The sequence below is a fragment of the Kitasatospora sp. McL0602 genome (genome assembly GCF_052076145.1).
In the GTDB taxonomy this organism is placed as follows: domain Bacteria; phylum Actinomycetota; class Actinomycetes; order Streptomycetales; family Streptomycetaceae; genus Kitasatospora.
Map to the genome: position 1 here is coordinate 3,667,971 of NZ_CP197246.1, position 19,034 is coordinate 3,687,004.

Below are 19,034 nucleotides of genomic sequence, written 5' to 3' on the forward strand. Positions count from 1 at the left end.
ACCAGGGGGACGTACGGGAGCGCGAAGTGTGCCACCCCGCGTGCGGGGATGGCGTGCGACAACCAGGCTGTAACGCCGGGGTCAGGGGGTGACGGCGAAGTTGGCCAGGATGCGGGCGGCGAGCTCCTGGTCGCCGTCGACCTTGACCGGGCCGGGGCGGCCTCGGCCGCAGGCGAGGCGGAGGTAGGTCTCCCAGTCGAGGGTGAGCTGGACGTCGGGGGCGAGGGTGACGGCGCTGTCGACGGTGGCGCGGCCGGAGTCGTCCACCCGGACGGTGCGGAGGAATTCCAGCGGGCCGGTCACGTCGAAGGCGACCGAGCTGCCGGCGGGGGCGCCCGCGAGCTTGGCGACGACCTTCGGGAGGGCGAGCAGGAGGTGGTCGCGGGCTATCACGGCGGCGGCCGAGTCGAGGTTGCCGGGCAGGCCGAGGGCCCGCCGCAGGTCCTGCTCGTGCACCCAGACGTCGAAGACCCGCAGCCGCAGCATGTCCGCGTACGGGATTTCGCGGGCCGCCGGGCCGCCGGGCCAGCGGACGAGGTCGCCCGCCTCGTACTTGGCGTTGCGCAGTGCACGGGAGCGCCGGATGACGGTGTACTCCAGCTCGCTGGTGATCTCCGGCGAGGTGTGGCACCGGCGCTTGTCGACCGGCAGCTCCATGTACCTGGCGAAGTCTCCGGTGATGTGCAGCAGGTCGCGCGGCAGCGAGTGGATCGGCCGGGGGTCGCCGAGCAGTTCGGACTCGACCGCGATGACGTGCGAGACGACGTCGCGGACGGACCAGCCGGGGCACTCGGTGGCCCTGTTCCAGGAGTCCTCCGGCAGGGGCGCGAGCAGCTCGGACATCGACTCGACGGAGTGCGTCCAGGCGTCGATGTAGGTCTGCACGGTCTGGTTGTCCGTCACGGCAATCTCCGGCTCTCCGTCAGCTTCCTTGCCGCGCCGCCCGGGAGTCCGCAGGGAGTCCGCGGGGAGTCCGTCGGGAGTCCGTCGTGGTCCGGGAATTCCGGCTTCCGGGCGTACGCGCTAACCGCACGTTACGCTGCCGGGTGACAGCAGGGCAGTGCTTTCGGGTGATGATCGTAGGACTGGTCTCATGGACGGTGGTAGTGTGCGCGCTTCATTGATCCAACTCGTGGTCTCCGACGAGGAACCACCGGCCGAGCGGCGGGCCAGGGCTGCCGCCCTGGTACGGGCCCAGGAGGGCGCCGACCTCGTGGTGCTGCCGGAGTTGTGGCCGCTCGGCGGCTTCGCCTACGACGCCTGGTCGGACGGCGCCGAGACGCTCGACGGGCCGACCGCGGAGGCCATGTCGGCGGCCGCGAAGGCGGCCGGGGTCTGGCTGCACGCGGGGTCGATCGTCGAGCGCGACCCGGACGGGCCGATCTACAACACCTCGCTGCTCTTCTCGCCCGACGGCGAGCTGGCGCACACCTACCGCAAGATCCACCGCTTCGGCTTCGACAGCGGTGAGGCGGTGGTGATGGGCGCCGGGCAGGAGATCGTCACCGCCACCACCGAGATCGGCACGCTGGGCCTGGCCACCTGCTACGACCTCCGCTTCCCCGAGCTCTTCCGGGCCCTGCTGGACGCCGGGGCCGAACTGCTGATCGTCCCGGCCGCCTGGCCGGAGCGCCGCCGCGAGCACTGGTCGCTGCTGGCCCGCGCCCGTGCGGTCGAGGAGCAGGCGTACGTGCTGGCCTGCAACACCGCCGGTACGCACGGCGGGGTCGAACAGGGCGGCCACAGCGTGGTCGTCGACCCGTGGGGGAAGGTGCTGGCGGAGGCGGGTGCGGGCGAGGAGGTCCTCACCGTCGACTTCGACCCGGCGGAGGTCTCCAAGGCCCGCGCCGACTTCCCCGTCCACCGCGACCGCCTGCTCGGCATCCCGGCGCCCGTCCAACGCTGAACAACAGGCCGGCTGTCCGGTTGCGGGTGGTGTGAATGCATTGCGCATCTGGTGCCCATTTTTGAGAAGATGAGCCGTCGTCGTGTTCAGCTGCCTGCCCGCAGCGGACGCGAACCAGCACACCGGCCCGAGCCCGGAGAGGAGGCCGTCGCCAGATGTCCGGAACGCAGATGTCCGGGGCCGACCTTCCAGGTGCCCGGCTGTCCGGTGCCGCCAGTGGTGGCGACGGCCGTCCGCCGATCCAGCGCAACAGCCTCCGGGAGCAGATCGCCGGTGCCCTGCGCGAGGAGATGATGGCCGGGCGGCTCGCCGCCGGGCGCAACTTCACCGTCAAGGAGATCGCCGAGCTGTACGGCGTCTCGGCGACGCCGGCCCGCGAGGCCCTGGTCGACCTGGCGGCCCAGGGCCTGCTCTGGGCCGAGCACCACCGGGGATTCACCGTGCCCGAGTTCACCTGGGCCGACTTCCTGGAGATCTTCGAGAGCCGGACGCTGCTCACCGACAGCTCCTTCCGGCAGCTGCGCTCCAAGGCCAGCACCTACGACTGGAACCGCCTGCCCTCGCTGCGCCGCCGCGCCGAGGCCGCCGCCCGCGCCTCCCGGGCGGGCCAGCTGGACGTGCTGGTCGGCTGCGACCGGCGGTTCTGGGCGGAGGCCGGGGCGCTGCTCGACAACCGGCGGATCGCCGACTTCCTGGACTGGCTGCGGGTGCAGTCGTGGATGTTCGCGGCGCCGTACCTGCGGGCCGCCGACGATCTCAGCGGGGTCTGCTGGGACCGTCACCACGAGCTGGTCGACCGGATCGAGGAGCGGGATCTCGCCGGGGCGCACCGGATCGTCAACGAGTACAACCTCTTCACGATCGAGCTGCTGGCCCGGCTCACCGGCAACCCGTTGGAGTCGGTCGCCGTGCTCCCGCTGCTCACCGCACTCCCCGAGCCGCCGCCGGAGCCGGTCGGAGGGCCTCTCGGGGGGACGGCCGGGGGGACGGTCGGAGGGCCCGTCGTGGTCGAGGCGGGCGAGGTCGGGCTGGGCCTGGTGCCGCTGCCGAGGTCGCTGCCGCCCAGCCGGTTCGGGCGTCCGCTGCTGCCCGGCGGTGGAGGGCCCAAGGGCCGGTAGGGTGGGCGGTCGTTGCCCGCCGACCGGAGAGGACGAGCCGGCCCATGGCCTGCGACCTCTGGCTCGTCCCGCTTGTGGACGTGCTGACGCACAACCCCGAGAACCCCTTCCGGGACGACCTCGTGCGGTACAACGCCGCACTCGCCGCCCACGGGCTGCCGCAGGTGCCGGTCTACGAGTACGTGCCCGGTTTCAGCGGCACGGTCGAGCCGATAGCCGCCTTCGACTACGACTCGCTGCACTTCCTCCGGCGGGCCTACCTGCTGGGGCTCACCGGCTTCCAGCTCAGCCCCGTGGACGAGCTCGGCAGCGACTACGAACAGCTGCTGGAGATGTTCGAGAGCACGGCCGAGCAGTCCCACCTGGTCTGGCACTTCGACCACGCCGGGGCGTACGTGCCGATCGACTTCCACACCCCGCTGGTGGTCGACGCGTTGCTGGAGGCCGGCGGCCCGCTCGGCTCCTCGCAGGGGCTGCTGCGTGAACTCCTCGCGGTCGCACCGCTGTTGGGGATAGACCAGCTGCAGCCCCCACTGCCGACCCGCCCGCTCTCGCCGACCGGCCTGGAGCAGCCCTTCGGCCCGCCGATCGACGACCAGCACCCCTACGCGCGCGAGCGCCACGCCTGGGCGGGGCTCTACGCGGCCGCGACGCGGAGCGTCACCCAGGGCTCGATGGTCGTCTTCGCCTGACTTCACGCACCTGGTCAGCCCCCGGGAGGTTGCCCGGTGGTCCTTCGCGAAGGGTTCAGCGGAGCGGTCCCTCCGGGGGGCGCTGGCGGGGCATGGTCGGGCGGGCGCCCGGCGGGGGGAGGATGCGGACCTGGGCGCCGGAGCTGCCCTCGCTGCGGCCGCCCCAGGTGCCGGGCGACTGGGTGGGGAGCTGGGTCATCGAGGCCCGGAATTCGAGCATCCACTCCGAGGTCTCGATGCGGACCATGTCGGAGACGTCCTCGCAGAACCGCCGCAGCACCCCGAGGCAGCGCTCGGCCGCCTCCCCGGCGGTGCCCTCGGTCGGGCCGAGCACCTCGCGTACGCACTCGGAGGCCCAGTCGAACTGGAACGCCTCCAGGCGCCGCTGGAGGGCCTGGGAGGTGCTGACGTCCCGCATCCAGCCGGAGGTCAGGCCGAAGGCGCGGTCCGCGCCGAGGCAGGCGACGGAGAGCGCCAGGCCGACGTACCCCCAGTCGGCGGCGCGGTCGGCGAGGCCGGTGAGGGCGACCAGCGGGGCCGTCACCCCGACCGCCGCGAAGACGGCCGCGCCGAACCGCAGCAGCCGTGCCCAGCGCCGCTTCCAGATCCGGTCCTTCCGGTACCAGTCGATCGCCTCGACGGCCCGCTCCTCCGACCAGCGGTAGAGCTCCTCCAGCCGCTCGGCGGGCTCGCCCCAGTCCCCGAGGGGGAACTGGCGGGCACTCAGGTCGGTGCGGCGACGGGTCGGGGCACGTCCGGGGGAGGGGGCGGCGGGTTGGTCCTCCTCGCCGACTTCCTTGCCCCAGGGACTCTCCTCGGGCTGCATTTCCGGCTGGCTCACCTGTGGGGCTCCCTGTGGCGGGGACTGCTGAGGCCCTGGCTGGGCGCTCGGTGCTGGTGGTGCGGTCGGTGCTGGTGGTGCGGGCAGGCCCGGTGCGGGTGGCTGCCCAACAGCACTTCTTACCGCCAAATGGCTGACCGCGTGGCCGGTTCCGCAGTGATCGTTACCGGATTTCACCCCTTGCGTCCGAGGTGGGAGGGTTTCGGCGGGTGGCGAGATTTCACCCGTCCGAGCGAGCCCCCGTCGTCCCGCTGCCATGACACGCCGGGGACACACCGGCAGCTCATGGAGGTTCCTACAGTCGTCAAGGGCTCCCACGCCACCTGGTTGGAGCTTCCGACGGAGCCGGGGAGCAGCCCGAACAGGCCACCGACTACGCTTCCAGGCGTGAAGGTCCTCGTCATCGGCGGCGGCGCCCGCGAACACGCCCTGTGCCGCTCTCTGTCCCAAGATTCCGACGTCACCGAGTTGCACTGCGCCCCGGGTAACGCCGGGATCGCGCAGGTGGCGACGGTGCACCCTGTCGACCAGCTGGACGGTGCGGCCGTCACCGCGCTCGCCCGGCAGCTGGCCGCCGACCTGGTCGTGGTCGGCCCGGAGGCCCCGCTCGTCGCGGGTGTCTCCGACGCCGTGCGCGCGGCCGGCATCCCGGTCTTCGGCCCCTCCGGGGCGGCCGCCCAGCTGGAGGGCTCCAAGGCGTTCGCCAAGGACGTCATGGCCGGCGCCGGAGTGCCCACCGCCCGCAGCTACGTCTGCACCACCCCGGCCGAGGCGGCCGAGGCGCTGGACGCCTTCGGCGCCCCGTACGTGGTGAAGGACGACGGCCTCGCGGCCGGCAAGGGCGTCGTGGTCACCTCCGACCGCGCCGAGGCGCTGGCCCACGCGGCCTCCTGCGAGCGCACCGTGATCGAGGAGTACCTGGACGGCCCGGAGGTGTCGCTCTTCGCGATCACCGACGGGACCACGGTGCTCCCGCTGGTGCCCGCGCAGGACTTCAAGCGCGCCCTGGACGGTGACGAGGGCCCGAACACCGGCGGCATGGGCGCGTACTCGCCGCTGCCCTGGGCCCCCGAGGGCCTGGTGCAGGAGGTGCTGGAGACCGTTCTCCAGCCCACCGTGGACGAGCTGCGCCGCCGGGGCACCCCGTTCTCCGGGCTGCTCTACGCGGGTCTGGCGCTCACCTCGCGCGGCACCCGGGTGATCGAGTTCAACGCGCGCTTCGGCGACCCGGAGACGCAGGTCGTGCTGGCCCGGCTGCGCACCCCCCTCGGTGGCGTCCTGCTGGCCTCGGCGGAGGGCACCCTCGGGGCCCTGGAGCCGCTGCGCTGGGACGACGGCGCCGCCGTCACCGTGGTGATCGCCTCCGAGGGCTACCCGGCCGCGCCGCGCACGGGTGACCCGATCGAGGGCCTGGCCGAGGCGGAGGCCGCCGACGGCACGGTGTACGTGCTGCACGCGGGCACCGCCGCCGGTGCCGACGGTTCGGTGCTCAGCGCCGGTGGCCGGGTGCTCTCGGTCACCGCGACCGGCACCGACCTCGCCGAGGCCCGCACCCGGGCCTACCGGGGCATCGGGAAGATCTCCCTCAAGGGCGCCCACCACCGCACGGACATCGCGGAGAAGGCAGCCCGGTAGGGCCGACCCTGCACCACCCCGGGGCGCGGGGCCCTGCTCGATCGAGCAGAGCCCCGCGCCCCTTTTGCGCCCCCTTCTGCGCCCCGGTCACAGCCCCCGGTCATCCCGGTGGCGCAAGGCGCGCCGCCGCGTCCGGAGGCCAGCCGCCACACCGGACGGCGGCAGGATTCCAGCCCTTCGGGTGATGGACTCGGCATCCGGCTGACGCGGTGCGACTCCCGGCCTTAGGGTGCGCTGCATCGCCGTGGCGGCGGCTGCGCCCTGGTGATCACCGCCGGGTGGCCCGGCCCGGCCGGGGGGATGCTGGCGGGGGTTGCGGAGGGCGGGAGCGCACGCGTTCGTCACCAGGACGGGTGGAAACCGTGTCGTTCTGGAACGCTCACCCGCACACGGGCGTCAAAACTGTCAGAAGTGCCGTGCAGGATGCTCAACCGGGGTCGGCTGCCGCTGTTTCCCGGTCGGATACTGATCATTTCGAGCCGGCTCGGAAGACCGGACGGTCGGGCTCGGCGAATTGCGCCGGGATTTCCACGATCCACTCCGTCTCCGAGCGCTCCGAAGGGGGTGCCGCGCCTTATGGCCGCTGTCGACGCAGCCCGCGCACGTGCCCAGGCCGTGCTGCGGGTCCGAGGGCGGGCGCTGGCCGCCGCCGTGCTGCCCGCCGCATGCGCCGTGGTGCTGCTCGCCGGGCGGGCCACGGGCCGCATCGGCGCGCCCGGCTCCGCCGACGCGGCCGGGTGGGACGCGGCCCGCTGGGTGGTCTCCATAGTCGCGGTGGTGACGCTGCTGGTCGCCTACCTGGTGGCGAGGGCGCACGCGCGGGCCGTACCGCCCCGCACCCCGGCCGTCGCGGTCGGGCCGTCCGAGGCGCCGGAGCTGTACCGGCTGATCAACGAGCTCGCCGAGCACCTGGACGTGCCCGCCCCGGCGGGGATCGCGATCACACCGGACTGCGACAGCTGGCTGGAGGACGACCACCCGCGCCGCGGCGTCCTCGCCCGCCGCCCGGCCGAGCCGCCGGCGCCGGTGCTGGTGATCGGCTCGCCGTTCCTCTGGTGGATGCGCGCCGGCGAGCTGCGCGCCCTGCTCGCCCCCGTGGTGGCCGGTACGGCCGCCGCCGCCGACCCGGAGATCGCCGCCGCCCGCCGCTTCGTCCGCAGCCTGGACGCGGCGCTCGGCGAGCCCCGCCGGGGCACGGCCGCGCTCACCGCCCGGATCACCCGCGCCCTGCTCGGCGCCTGCCGCGAGCACTCCGCCGAGCTGGAGCGGGCCGTCGCGGCCCGTGCCTCGGAGCGCGCCAAGGCCGTCGACTACGGCCTGCGGATCTCGGCCCAGGAGCAGGTCGGCCTCGCCTACGCGGGGTGGGACAGGCTGCTGACCCGAGTCGCGCTGCCCGCCTGGCGGCTCGGCCGCCACCCGGCGCACCTCAACGCGGGCGTCGTCTCGGCGCTCACCGAGCTCTCCCGCCGGGACCGCCTCGCCGACGGCTACGAGCGCCGCCTCGGCGACCGCCCGGCCTGCGACCTGCTGGAGGAGCCGGGCGCCGTCGACGCGGCCGTCTCGCTGCTCGCGGCGGAGCTCTTCACCGGGCCCTCGGGCGCCCCCGCCGCCTGGCAGGAGCTGGACTGGGCCGACTACCCGGAGCAGGTGGCCGACCGGGGCTGGCGAGTCCAGGCCACAGCCCTTCAGGCCGCGCTGGACGGCGACGCCGGGCGCCGGTCCGGCCCGACGCTGCACCTGCTGCTGGCCCGGCTCGCGGAGGGTGACGGTGAGCCCCTGGCCGCCGCACTCGCCCTCCAGCTGGCGCGCGCCGCCCGCTCCGCGCCCCTGCTGCAACCCGCGCGCAGCGGCCGTGACCTGCTGGTCGAGCACGTCACGGCGACGGTCTGCTGCGCCGTCATCGACGCCGGGGCCGGCACCCCGGGCCTGGACTGGCTGGACGGCCCGGTGCTGCTGATCGGTGGTGTCCGGCGCCCCGATCTGGCGCTCGCGGTGGCGGAGGCCGTCGAGCAGGGCAAGGACGCGCCGCTGCGCGGCTGGCTGGAGGCGGAGGGCGTCCGGCTGGAGCGTCCCGTCCGGCTGTAGTCCACAACCGGACGGGGCGTCAGTAAGCCAAATTTCAACAATACTTGTTGCTACCGTGGGGTGACGCAGCGCCAGCGGGATGTGATGTGCTGGACCGCACGCACATCCGCTTGGCACATGCCGCGCGGGCGTGAACTGTGGGGAGGGGCGCGTGGGGACGGAACTCAACCGCCGCTGGGAGTCCGGGACGCTGGCACACGGCGTGTCCGACCCCTTCGGCCAGGGGCCGCTGCCCTGGCTGCGCAGCCCGGACCACTACGTGGCCGGGGCCGAAGGGGCGGTGCCCTGGTACGTCAGCGTCGACGCCCCCGGCCAGCGGCCGGTCGAGGCGGCCCGCCCCGCGCCGCCCGTCGGCACCCCCGGTAACTCCGACGACGTCGTGCAGCAGATCAAGGGCTTCGCCTCGGCCGGGGTGGTCCGCCCCGGCGGTTCGGTCGACTTCCGCGTCACCGTGCACCCGCCGCGCGAGTTCACCGTCGACATCTACCGGATCGGCCACTACGGCGGCGACGGCGCACACCACATGACGTCCAGCCCGAGGATCGCCGGCATCGCCCAGGCGCCCCCGCTGGTGGTCGGCCGGACGGTCTCCTGCCACCACTGGTGGCAGTCCTGGCGGCTGCACGTCCCGCAGCACTGGCACCCCGGCGCGTACGTCGCGGTGCTCACCACCGCCGACAACCTGCACCGCAGTCACATCCCCTTCACCGTGCGGGACTTCGACCAGCCGACGCACCCGGCCGAGCTGCTGCTGGTGCTGCCGGACGTGACCTGGCAGGCGTACAACCTCTTCCCCGAGGACGGCCGCGACGGCGCCAGCCTCTACCACGCCTGGGACGGCCGGGGCGGGCTGCTGCGCGAGCCGGACGCCGCCGTGACGGTCTCCTTCGACCGCCCGCACGCCGGGGCCGGGCTGCCGCTGCACGTCGGGCACGCGTACGACTTCATCCGCTGGGCCGAGCGGTACGGCTACGACCTCTCCTACGCCACCGCCTCCGACCTGCACGCCGGGCTGGTCGAGCCGGCCCGGCACAAGGCGCTGGTCTTCCCCGGGCACGACGAGTACTGGTCCGAGCCGATGCGCCGAGCGGCCGAGCGGGCCCGGGACGGCGGCACCTCGCTGGTCTTCCTCTCCGCCAACACCATGTACTGGCGGGTCGAGTTGAGCGCCGGGGCCTCCGGCGAGCCGAACCGGCTGCTCAACTGCCGCAAACGCCAGCGCGTCCCGGCCGGCCACGCCGCGTACGGGGTGCACGGCAGCCACAGCGCGCTCTGGCGGGACGCGGGGGAGCCCGAGCAGCACCTGATCGGCGTGCAGTACGGCGGCAGTGTCGCCTCGCCCTCCCCGCTGGTCGCCCGGAACACCGGGCACTGGCTCTGGGCGGGCACCGGCCTGCGGGACGGCGACGAACTGCCCGGCCTGGTCGCGGGGGAGGCCGACCACTACCACCCCAGAGTCCCGCTCGCGCCGCACACCGAGCGGATCCTGCTCGCCCACTCGCCCTACCGGGACGGCGCCGGGCGCACCCGCCACCAGGAGACCTCGCTCTACCGGGCGCCGAGCGGCGCGTACGTCTTCGCCGCCGGCACCTTCGCCTGGTCGCCCGCGCTGGACCGGCCGGGGCACACCGACGAGCGCGTCCAGCGGGCCACCGCCAACCTGCTCGACCAGCTGTGCAAGGACGGCTGACGGCTGCCGCCGACGGCGCTCGTGAAAGACTCGGGGTCAGTGACCTCCCACTTCGCGGCACCCCACACGCGAACCACCCCTGAGGACTGAGACGACCTTGAGCGGATTTGTCACCAAGCCCGAGCCGGTCCAGGTGCCCGGCCTGGTCCACCTGCACACCGGCAAGGTGCGCGACCTCTACCGTGCCGAGTCGGGGGAGCTGGTGATGGTCGCCAGCGACCGCACCTCCGCCTTCGACTGGGTGCTGCCCAACGAGATCCCCGACAAGGGCCGCATCCTCACCCAGCTCTCGCTGTGGTGGTTCGAGCGGATCGCGGACATCGTCCCCAACCACGTGATCTCCACCGAGCTCCCGGCCGGGGCGCCCGCCGACTGGGCCGGCCGCACGCTGATCTGCCGCAGCCTGGAGATGGCGCCGGTCGAGTGCGTGGCCCGTGGCTACCTGACCGGCTCCGGCCTGCTGGAGTACCGCGCCGACCGCACGGTCTGCGGCATCGCGCTGCCCGAGGGTCTGGAGGACGGCTCCGAGCTGCCCAGCCCGATCTACACCCCCGCGCTCAAGGCCGAGGTCGGCGAGCACGACGAGAACGTCCCCTACGAGGAGACGGCCCGCCGACTCGGCGCCGAACTGGCCACCACGCTGCGCCAGACCACGCTGGCCGTGTACTCCCGGGCCCGGGACATCGCGCGTGACCGCGGCATCATCCTGGCCGACACCAAGTTCGAGTTCGGTCTGCTGGACGGCGAGCTGGTGATCGGCGACGAGGTGCTGACGCCGGACTCCTCGCGCTTCTGGCCCGCCGACCAGTGGGAGCCGGGGCACGCCCAGCCCTCCTACGACAAGCAGTTCATCCGGGACTGGCTGACCTCGCCGGAGTCCGGCTGGGACCGCCACAGCGAGCTGCCGCCGCCCGAGCTGCCCGCCGAGGTCGTCGACCGCGTCCGGGCCAAGTACGTCGAGGCGTACGAGCGGCTGACCGGCAACACCTGGGTCTAGCCGTACGGCTGGGGGCGCCTCCGGGCGCCCCCAGGCCGAAGGTGTGCAGAAGTAGGGAACGCGAAAGGCCCCCTCGATGAGGGGGCCTTTCAACTGAGCGGACGACGAGATTCGAACTCGCGACCCTCACCTTGGCAAGGTGATGCTCTACCAACTGAGCCACGTCCGCACGATCTTCGGTTATGTACTGCGAGCGGACGACGAGATTCGAACTCGCGACCCTCACCTTGGCAAGGTGATGCTCTACCAACTGAGCCACGTCCGCACGGTGCTTGTCTAGGGCACCGGCCGCCTCTCCCGATCTCCCGGTTGTGGCGACGAGGAATACTTTACCCCATGGATCGAGGTGGTCGCCCCACCCCTCCCGGTCAGGGGCGGGGAAGGGCGACGACTGCACGAGGGGCGGCGTCAGTTGGCGTCGGCGAACGCCTCGTACACGTGCTTGGGGATGCGGCCACGGGCGGGCAGCTCCATGCCGTGGGACTGCGCCCAGGCGCGGACGGCCGCCGGGTCCGGCGTAAGGGCCGTGCGGCGGAAGGACTTTCCGCTGCGGCTCTGGCGGCGCCCGGCCGCGACGAACGGAGCGAGGGCCTCCCGCAGCTTTTCCGCGTTGTCCAGGGACAGGTCGATCTCGTACGACTTCCCGTCGACGCCGAAGTGGACGGTTTCCGCGGCAGTGCCGCCGTCCAGGTCGTCGGAGAGCGTGACGACTACACGCTGAGCCATGGGTGTCAATCCTCTCGGGCAATTCGGCCGTCGGGTGCGGGGATGCGGCTCGGCGGCCCTGTGCACCGGTGGCGAAAGCGCACGTGGGCAGCGGGCCAGGCCATGCCGATACGCAGCGCTCACCGCTGCCGGTCGCCCTTATTCTGCACCAAAAGCCGGTTGAAATCGAAGGGTCCATGCATTCTTTTTCCGGATATTCACGGTGCATCACCGATCCGCCGCCCGGACGGTGATTTGCGGTTCGGATACCGATGGCCGACATGTCCGGTGTGCCGGTATTCGGGTGTTCTCGGAGAAGGTCCGTACCAGGGATTACCGCTGGTGAAACCAGGTGTGGAAGGGGGGTGGGAGGGGCAGGGAACCCCTGGTTCGTAAGGGGTGGCGATCTACGCGCGTCGCCCTGCCCGGCTCGCAAAAGCGCCCGAAAGCCCCGGTACTCTGAAGGTCCCCCCGCCTTCACGCACCACACCATCGGGAGTGCCAGTGGCACGCGTCGTAGTCGACGTCATGCTCAAGCCGGAGATCCTCGACCCCCAGGGACAGGCGGTGCAGCGTGCGCTGCCGCGTCTCGGGTACGCCGGGATCGCCGATGTCCGCCAGGGAAAGCGTTTCGAGCTGGAGCTGGAGGGGCCGGTCGACGAGGCCGCCCTCGCCCGCATCCGCGAAGCCGCCGAGACCTTCCTCGCCAACACCGTGATCGAGGACTTCACCGTCCGAGTCGAGGAGGACGGCAAGTGACCACCCGCGTAGGCGTCGTCACTTTCCCCGGCTCGCTCGACGACCGTGACGCCCAGCGCGCGGTCCGCCTGGCCGGCGCCGAGCCGGTCGCGCTCTGGCACCGTGACAAGGATCTCCACCAGGTCGACGCCGTCGTCCTGCCGGGCGGATTCTCCTACGGTGACTATCTGCGCTGCGGCGCCATCTCCCGCTTCTCGCCGGTGATGGAGACCGTCATCGAGCAGGCCAAGCTGGGAATGCCCGTCCTCGGTATCTGCAACGGCTTCCAGGTGCTCTGCGAATCGCACCTGCTGCCGGGCGCGCTCACCCGCAACGACTCGCTGCACTTCGTCTGCCGCGACCAGAAGCTGCGGATCGAGAACGCCGACACCGCCTGGACCCGGGATTACTCGGCCGGCCAGGAAATCGTCGTCCCGCTGAAGAACGGCGAGGGGCGCTTCGTCGCCGACGCGCACGTGCTCGACGCGCTGGAGGCCGAGGGCCGGATCGTGGCCCGGTACGTGGACGTGAACCCCAACGGTTCGTACCGCGACATCGCCGGGATCACCAACGCCGCCGGCAATGTCGTCGGCCTGATGCCGCACCCCGAGCACGCCGTGGAGCCGCTCACCGGCCCGACCACCGAGGGCCTGGGCTTCTTCACCTCCGTCCTGAAGCAGTTGGTGAACGCCTGATGTCGCTGGACACCGTAAAGAACGCTGAGCAGACCCCCGACGCCGCCCAGCCCTGGGCCGAACTCGGGCTCAAGGAAGACGAGTACGCGAAGATCCGCGAGATCCTCGGCCGCCGCCCCACCGGCGCCGAGCTCGCGATGTACTCCGTCATGTGGTCGGAGCACTGCTCGTACAAGAGCTCCAAGGTGCACCTGAAGCAGTTCGGCGAGAAGGCGCCCGCCTCGGACGCCATGCTCGTCGGCATCGGCGAGAACGCGGGCGTCGTCGACGTCGGCCAGGGCTACGCCGTGACCTTCAAGGTCGAGTCGCACAACCACCCGTCGTACATCGAGCCCTACCAGGGCGCGGCCACCGGCATCGGCGGCATCGTCCGCGACATCCTGGCGATGGGCGCCCGCCCGGTCGCCGTGATGGACCCGCTGCGCTTCGGTGCGGCCGACCACCCCGACACCCGGCGCGTGCTGCCCGGGATCGTCGCGGGCATCGGCGGCTACGGCAACTGCCTGGGCCTGCCGAACATCGGCGGCGAGGTCGTCTTCGACTCCTGCTACCAGGGCAACCCGCTCGTCAACGCCCTGTGCGTCGGCGTGATGAAGCACGAGGACATCCACCTCGCGCAGGCCTCGGGTGCCGGTAACAAGGTCATCCTCTACGGTGCCCGCACCGGCGGCGACGGCATCGGCGGCGTCTCCGTGCTCGCCTCGGAGACCTTCGACGCCACCGGCCCGGCCAAGCGCCCGGCCGTGCAGGTCGGCGACCCCTTCCAGGAGAAGCTCCTCATCGAGTGCACCCTGGAGATCTTCGCCGAGAAGCTGGTGCTCGGCATCCAGGACCTCGGCGGCGCCGGACTGTCGTGTGCCACCAGCGAGTTGGCCTCGGCCGGCTCCGGCGGCATGCGGGTCGAGCTGGACACCGTGCCGCTCCGCGACTCCTCGCTCTCCCCCGAGGAGATCCTGATGAGCGAGTCGCAGGAGCGCATGTGCGCCATCGTCGAGCCCGGCAAGGTCGACCGCTTCCTGGAGATCTGCGAGAAGTGGGACGTCATCGCCACCGTCATCGGTGAGGTGACCGACGGCGAGCGGCTGGAGATCTTCTGGCACGGCGAGCAGGTCGTCGACGTGCCGCCGCGCTCCGTCGCCCACGACGGCCCGCAGTACAACCGCCCGTACGCCCGCCCGAGCTGGCAGGACGCCCTCCAGGCCGACGCGCCGACGGCGGACCGGCTGAAGCGCCCGGTCGGCGGCGAGGAGCTGAAGGCAGCCCTGCTGCAGCTGGTCTCCTCCCCGAACCAGGCCTCCAAGGCGTGGATCACCGACCAGTACGACCGGTACGTCATCGGCAACACCGTGCTGGCCTCCCCCGAGGACTCCGGCATGATCCGGATCGACGAGGAGACCAACCTCGGCGTCTCGGTCGCCACCGACGGCAACGGCCGCTACGCCAAGCTGGACCCGTACACCGGCGCCCAGCTGGCCCTGGCGGAGGCGTACCGCAACGTCGCCGCCGGTGGCGCCAAGCCGCTCGCCATCTCCGACTGCCTCAACTTCGGCTCCCCCGAGGACCCGGACGTGATGTGGCAGTTCGCCGAGGCCACCCGTGGCCTGGCCGACGCCTGCCTGGTGCTCGGCACCCCCGTCACCGGCGGCAACGTCTCGCTCTACAACCAGACCGGCGACGTCGCCATCCACCCGACCCCCGTGGTCGCGGTGCTCGGCGTCATCGACGACGTCACCCGCCGGACCCCGATCGGCTTCGCCGAGGAGGGCCAGGTGATCTACCTGCTCGGCGACACTGCCGACGAGCTGGGCGGCTCCGCCTGGACGCAGGTCGCGCACGACCACCTGGGCGGCCTGCCGCCCAAGGTCGACCTGGAGCGCGAGCGGCTGCTCGGCGAGATCCTGATCGCCGCCTCGCGCGACGGCATGATCGACGCCGCGCACGACCTCTCCGACGGCGGCCTGGCCCAGGCCCTGGTGGAGAGCTGCCTCAAGGGCGGCAACGGCGCGCGGATCATCGTGCCCGAGGGTCTGGACCCGTTCGTCTTCCTGTTCTCCGAGTCGGCGGGGCGCGCGATCGTGTCCATCCCGCGCAGCGAGGAGCTCCGGTTCAACGAGATGTGCGGCGCCCGCAGCCTCCCGGCGACCCGGATCGGCGTGGTCGACGGTGATGTCGTGGAATTCCAGGGCCAGTTCACCGTCTCGCTCGCGGAGCTGAAGGACGCCCACACCGGCGTCATCGAGGCCCTGCTGGCGTAGCAGTTCGAAGTCCGAAGGGTGGTCCGCGCTGCTGCGCGGGCCACCCTTCGCGTTAGCCTCGCAGGCATGCCGACCCCCACTCGTCGCCCCCGCACCTTCGACCCCGCCATGGTCCGCGCCGCGCTCGCCGCGCAGACGGAGGCGCTGCGCGCCGCCGTGCACCGGCTCTGCGCCGACCCGGACGCCCCGGCGCTGCTCGCCCGGCCGACCCGCCTCGGCGACTGGCGGGTACGGGAGTTGATCGCGCACCTGGGCTTCTGCCTGGACTGGATGCCGCGCCACCTGGACCAGCCGGTGCCTGACGGGGCGCCGATCCCGCTGGTCGAGTGGGTCGGCATCACGAAGACGGCCGCCGCCGGGATCGACGCGTCGACGCGGGAGTACGCGGAGGGTGTCTTCGGCGGCGGCCCGGCCGAGCTGGCGAAGGCCTTCGACGCGGCCGCGGACGCCCTGCTGGGCGTCCTGGACGGGCCCGAACTCGCCGACCCCGCAAGGCGGTTCGTGATCCGCTTCGGGCCGATCCTGCTCGCCGACTTCCTGGTCACCCGGCTGGTCGAGCTGGTGGTGCACGCGGACGACCTGGCGGACGCGCTCGGCCTCGCCGCCTTCCCGCACGACCGGCAGGCGCTGGCCGCCGTCACCCGGCTGCTGGCCGACGCCTTCGCCGACCAGGTGCCGGGCGGTGCGGTCGAGCTGCGCATCCCGCCGTTCGCCGTGGTGCAGGCCGTGCCCGGCCCCCGGCACACCCGGGGCACCCCGCCGAACGTGGTCGAGACCGACGCCCTGCACTGGATCCGACTGGCCACCGGCCGGACGGACTTCGCCTCGGCCGTCGAGGCGGCGGCCGTCTCGGCGAGCGGCGAGCGCAGCGACCTGTCGGCGTACCTGCCGGTGATGGGTTGAGCGCCGCGCCCTGGTCCGGGCGGGGGCTCAGGTGGGCTCAGGGCACGCTGGGGCCGGTGAGGTAGTTTCCGGCGGCGTCGTACGGCCAGGCGTTGGGCAGGCAGCCGGCCAGGCCGTAGATCTGCTGCATCATCGCAGGGGCGGGCTTGCCCGGCCCTGGGCAGCCCTCGTGCCCGTGGCCGATCCGGTGGCCGACCTCGTGGTTGACGATCAGCGCCCGGTAGTCGTCCAGGCTGCCGCTGAACTGCGGTGAACCGGTCGTCCAGCGCTTGGAGTTGACCATCACCTGGCGGCCGACGTCGCAGTTCACCTCGCCGTTGGTCTGCAGCCCGGCGGCCCCGCACAGGCGGTCCACCGTCGCGGGGGAGGCTATCCGGACGGTGAAGTCGTACGGGTAGTCGGTGACCGGCTGGAAGCTGTCCACGCCGTCGGTCGTCCAGCTGCGGGGGTCCGCGAGGATGCCCTGGATCTGGGTGGCGGCGGCCTTCGGGTCGATGCCTATCCCCTTCTCCACCTCGACCTTGTAGCGCCGGACGATGCCGTGGCCGATGGCCGGGCCGGTCACGGCGGCGGTGGTGAAGCTGCCGTCCCCGTGGCCGCCGGGCGCGAGCGAGGCACGCGCGCCCGAGGGCGGCGAGCTGCCGAGGTCGGTGAAGGCGAACGCCGCAGCGCCGAGGGCGGTGGTGGTGACCAGCCCCAGCAGGGTGAGGCGGCGCCGGCGGATCCGGTGCGGGCGCAGCCTGGCGCGGCGGCGTGGGTGGTTCTCGGTTTCGGGCAGCAAAGAGCACGTCCCCCGGTTGACGACAGAGCCGACGGTGCGTCGTCCGTGACCCCCGTCGAGTCACTTTTGCACGTGGTCGTCCGACCTGTCCACATACCCGGTATCTAGGTGTGTGAAGGGTTTGCGAGCGAGCGGCCGGGGACGGTCCGGGTGGGTGGCAGACTGCCCGTATGACCAATTACAAGAACCTGCTCGGCGGCCCCGAACCGACCCTGCTGCCCGAGGAGGAGCAGCCGTACCGGATGCTCGGGGAGGAGTCGGCCTCGCCCACCCAGGTGGCGGCCGCCTTCCCGACCTTCTCGCTGGCCTGGGCGATGCTGGCCGACGACGCGTTCGACGCCGGTCGGGTGGTCGAGTCGTACGCCTACGCGCGCACCGGCTACCACCGTGGCCTGGACGCCCTGCGGCGGGCCGGGTGGAAGGGCCACGGCCCGGTGCCGTGGGACCACCGCGCCAACCGCGGCTTCCTGCGCTGCCTGGCCGGGCTGGCCCGCGCCGCCGACGCGATCGACGAGACCGAGGAGGCCGACCGCTGCTGGCAGTTCCTGAACGACAGCAGCCCGGAGGCGTACGCCGAGCTCAAGCAGTAGCCGTAGCAGTGCCGTAGACGGCAGTGAGCCCCCGACGATGACCGCCGGGGGCTCACTGCTGTTTCGGGCCTACTTCAGGCGGGTGCCGGCCGAGCGGAGGCTCTTGGCGGCCTCGGCGACGCGGGCGGCCATGCTGGCCTCGCCGAGCTTGCCCCAGGTGCGCGGGTCGTAGGTGTTCTTCTTGCCGACCTCGCCGTCGACCTTCAGGACGCCGTCGTAGTTGCGGAACATGTGGTCCGCGATCGGGCGGGTGAAGGCGTACTGGGTGTCGGTGTCGAGGTTCATCTTCACGACGCCGTTCTCCAGCGCGGTGGCGATCTCCTCGGCGGTGGAGCCCGAGCCGCCGTGGAAGACGAAGTCGAACGGGTCCTGCTTGCCGTACTGCTTGCCGATCTCGGCCTGGAGCTCGCGGAGCAGCTCCGGCTTCAGCACGACGTTGCCCGGCTTGTAGACGCCGTGCACGTTGCCGAAGGAGGCGGCGAGGAGGTAGCGGCCCTTCTCGCCCAGGCCGAGGGCCTCGGCGGTGCGGACGGCGTCGTTGACGGTGGTGTACAGCTCGTCGTTGATCTCGTGCGTGACGCCGTCCTCCTCACCGCCGGTCGGGGTGATCTCGACCTCGAGGATGATCTTGGCGGCGGCGGCCTGGGCCAGCAGCTCCTGGGCGATCGTCAGGTTGTCGTTCAGGGTCTCGGCGGAGCCGTCCCACATGTGCGACTGGAAGAGCGGGTTCTGGCCCTTGGCCACGCGCTCGGCGGAGATCGCCAGCAGCGGGCGGACGTAGCCGTCCAGCTTGTCCTTCGGGCAGTGGTCGGTGTGCAGCGCGACGGTGATGTCGTACTTGGCGGCCACGATGTGCGCGAACTCGGCGAGCGCGACCGCGCCCGTCACCATGTCCTTGTTGTGCTGGCCGCCCAGGAACTCCGCACCACCGGTGGAGATCTGGATGATGCCGTCGCTCTCCGCCTCGGCGAAGCCGCGCAGGGCCGCGTGCAGGGTCTGCGTCGAGGTGACGTTGATGGCCGGGTAGGCGAACTTGCCCGCCTTGGCCCGGTCGAGCATCTCGTTGTAGACCTCGGGAGTTGCGATGGGCATGCGAATCCGCTCCTGTCGGTGTGCGGCGCACGGACGACCTGTCCGACGCTCGGTACGCCTTCGGTACGTGGGTATGAGTACCGTGATGCAGTCGGTACCGGTGGCCGACGCGGCTCTGCGGTGCGGCTTCCGTTACCAGGGTTCGAGGCTTCCGCCGCGGTTGGGACAGATGAGGGTGTTCTGCGACCACGGACCGGACGCCTGTGCCATCTTCCCAGACTCGCCCGCCGGGATCACCAGGTGGCTCGCCACTTGGGACGGAGACGGGCCGCACGGCCCGGCCCGGGGTGACGTTGAGCCTCCGTAAACCC

At 72.3% G+C, this 19,034-nt stretch carries 17 protein-coding genes and 2 tRNA genes; 12 read left to right on the forward strand and 7 right to left on the reverse strand.

The features are described from left to right. Positions 1-81: 81 nt before the first annotated feature. Positions 82-903, reverse strand: a complete 822-nt coding sequence (locus ACR68M_RS16635) for a maleylpyruvate isomerase family mycothiol-dependent enzyme (protein ID WP_441251288.1) — start codon at positions 901-903, stop codon at positions 82-84. Positions 904-1,108: 205 nt separating this feature from the next. On the opposite strand from ACR68M_RS16635, the gene ACR68M_RS16640 reads away from it, so the two are divergent. The 3 genes from ACR68M_RS16640 to ACR68M_RS16650 all read left to right on the forward strand — a co-directional run bounded on the left by ACR68M_RS16640 (position 1,109) and on the right by ACR68M_RS16650 (position 3,716). Next, positions 1,109-1,906 (forward strand): carbon-nitrogen family hydrolase, encoded by a 798-nt coding sequence (locus ACR68M_RS16640; protein WP_441251289.1) that lies wholly within the window; start codon positions 1,109-1,111, stop codon positions 1,904-1,906. 155 nt (positions 1,907-2,061) lie between these two features. Then, entirely contained in the window at positions 2,062-3,024 is a 963-nt protein-coding gene (locus ACR68M_RS16645; RefSeq protein WP_441251290.1) for a GntR family transcriptional regulator, read from the forward strand. A 44-nt stretch (positions 3,025-3,068) separates the two neighbouring features. Next, on the forward strand, positions 3,069-3,716 hold the full coding sequence (locus tag ACR68M_RS16650) for a hypothetical protein (protein WP_441251291.1): 648 nt from the start codon (positions 3,069-3,071) through the stop codon (positions 3,714-3,716). A 55-nt stretch (positions 3,717-3,771) separates the two neighbouring features. Here the strand turns inward: ACR68M_RS16650 and ACR68M_RS16655 are convergent, their stop codons facing one another. Then, entirely contained in the window at positions 3,772-4,557 is a 786-nt protein-coding gene (locus ACR68M_RS16655) for an SLATT domain-containing protein (RefSeq protein WP_441251292.1), read from the reverse strand. A gap of 387 nt (positions 4,558-4,944) precedes the next feature. Between ACR68M_RS16655 and purD the strand changes: the two genes are divergently transcribed. The 4 genes from purD (at position 4,945) to ACR68M_RS16675 (ending at position 10,964) form a co-directional block, all read left to right on the forward strand. Then, positions 4,945-6,192, forward strand: a complete 1,248-nt coding sequence (purD, locus tag ACR68M_RS16660) for a phosphoribosylamine--glycine ligase (RefSeq protein ID WP_441251293.1) — start codon at positions 4,945-4,947, stop codon at positions 6,190-6,192. 576 nt (positions 6,193-6,768) lie between these two features. Next, positions 6,769-8,277 carry a hypothetical protein gene (locus ACR68M_RS16665; protein WP_441251294.1) on the forward strand — a complete coding sequence of 503 codons (1,509 nt, stop codon included), beginning with the start codon at positions 6,769-6,771 and terminating at the stop codon, positions 8,275-8,277. Positions 8,278-8,428: 151 nt separating this feature from the next. After that, on the forward strand, positions 8,429-9,967 hold the full coding sequence (locus ACR68M_RS16670) for a N,N-dimethylformamidase beta subunit family domain-containing protein (RefSeq protein WP_441251295.1): 1,539 nt from the start codon (positions 8,429-8,431) through the stop codon (positions 9,965-9,967). A gap of 97 nt (positions 9,968-10,064) precedes the next feature. After that, positions 10,065-10,964 carry a phosphoribosylaminoimidazolesuccinocarboxamide synthase gene (locus tag ACR68M_RS16675; protein ID WP_441251296.1) on the forward strand — a complete coding sequence of 300 codons (900 nt, stop codon included), beginning with the start codon at positions 10,065-10,067 and terminating at the stop codon, positions 10,962-10,964. A 96-nt stretch (positions 10,965-11,060) separates the two neighbouring features. Here ACR68M_RS16675 and ACR68M_RS16680 read toward each other — a convergent pair. From ACR68M_RS16680 to ACR68M_RS16690, 3 genes are all read right to left on the reverse strand, one after another. Next, positions 11,061-11,133, reverse strand: a tRNA-Gly gene (locus ACR68M_RS16680). Positions 11,134-11,156: 23 nt separating this feature from the next. Beyond that, a tRNA-Gly gene (locus tag ACR68M_RS16685) sits at positions 11,157-11,229 on the reverse strand. Positions 11,230-11,372: 143 nt separating this feature from the next. Next, positions 11,373-11,690: a histone-like nucleoid-structuring protein Lsr2 gene (locus ACR68M_RS16690; protein ID WP_104817179.1), complete on the reverse strand. Its 318-nt coding sequence runs from the start codon at positions 11,688-11,690 to the stop codon at positions 11,373-11,375. Between the two features lie 477 nt (positions 11,691-12,167). Here ACR68M_RS16690 and purS point away from each other — a divergent pair, with 477 nt between their 5' ends. From purS to ACR68M_RS16710, 4 genes are all read left to right on the forward strand, one after another. Beyond that, positions 12,168-12,428, forward strand: a complete 261-nt coding sequence (gene purS / locus ACR68M_RS16695; RefSeq protein ID WP_441251297.1) for a phosphoribosylformylglycinamidine synthase subunit PurS — start codon at positions 12,168-12,170, stop codon at positions 12,426-12,428. Beyond that, complete coding sequence (gene purQ / locus ACR68M_RS16700; protein ID WP_441251298.1) at positions 12,425-13,102, forward strand: phosphoribosylformylglycinamidine synthase subunit PurQ; 678 nt, start codon at positions 12,425-12,427, stop codon at positions 13,100-13,102. Before purS ends, purQ begins: the two co-directional genes overlap by 4 nt. Continuing rightward, on the forward strand, positions 13,102-15,357 hold the full coding sequence (gene purL, locus ACR68M_RS16705; RefSeq protein ID WP_441251299.1) for a phosphoribosylformylglycinamidine synthase subunit PurL: 2,256 nt from the start codon (positions 13,102-13,104) through the stop codon (positions 15,355-15,357). The genes purQ and purL overlap by 1 nt, the downstream gene beginning before the upstream one ends. A 66-nt stretch (positions 15,358-15,423) precedes the next feature. Beyond that, positions 15,424-16,260 carry a sterol carrier family protein gene (locus ACR68M_RS16710; RefSeq protein WP_441251300.1) on the forward strand — a complete coding sequence of 279 codons (837 nt, stop codon included), beginning with the start codon at positions 15,424-15,426 and terminating at the stop codon, positions 16,258-16,260. A gap of 37 nt (positions 16,261-16,297) precedes the next feature. On the opposite strand, the gene ACR68M_RS16715 is transcribed toward ACR68M_RS16710, so the two are convergent. Continuing rightward, positions 16,298-17,041, reverse strand: coding sequence for a DUF3152 domain-containing protein (locus tag ACR68M_RS16715; RefSeq protein WP_441251301.1), 744 nt, complete (start codon positions 17,039-17,041; stop codon positions 16,298-16,300). Positions 17,042-17,211: 170 nt separating this feature from the next. Here ACR68M_RS16715 and ACR68M_RS16720 point away from each other — a divergent pair, with 170 nt between their 5' ends. Then, entirely contained in the window at positions 17,212-17,631 is a 420-nt protein-coding gene (locus ACR68M_RS16720; RefSeq protein WP_441251302.1) for a DUF3151 domain-containing protein, read from the forward strand. Between the two features lie 69 nt (positions 17,632-17,700). Here ACR68M_RS16720 and fbaA read toward each other — a convergent pair whose 3' ends face one another. Further along, positions 17,701-18,723 carry a class II fructose-bisphosphate aldolase gene (fbaA, locus tag ACR68M_RS16725; RefSeq protein WP_441251303.1) on the reverse strand — a complete coding sequence of 341 codons (1,023 nt, stop codon included), beginning with the start codon at positions 18,721-18,723 and terminating at the stop codon, positions 17,701-17,703. Positions 18,724-19,034 lie beyond the last annotated feature (311 nt).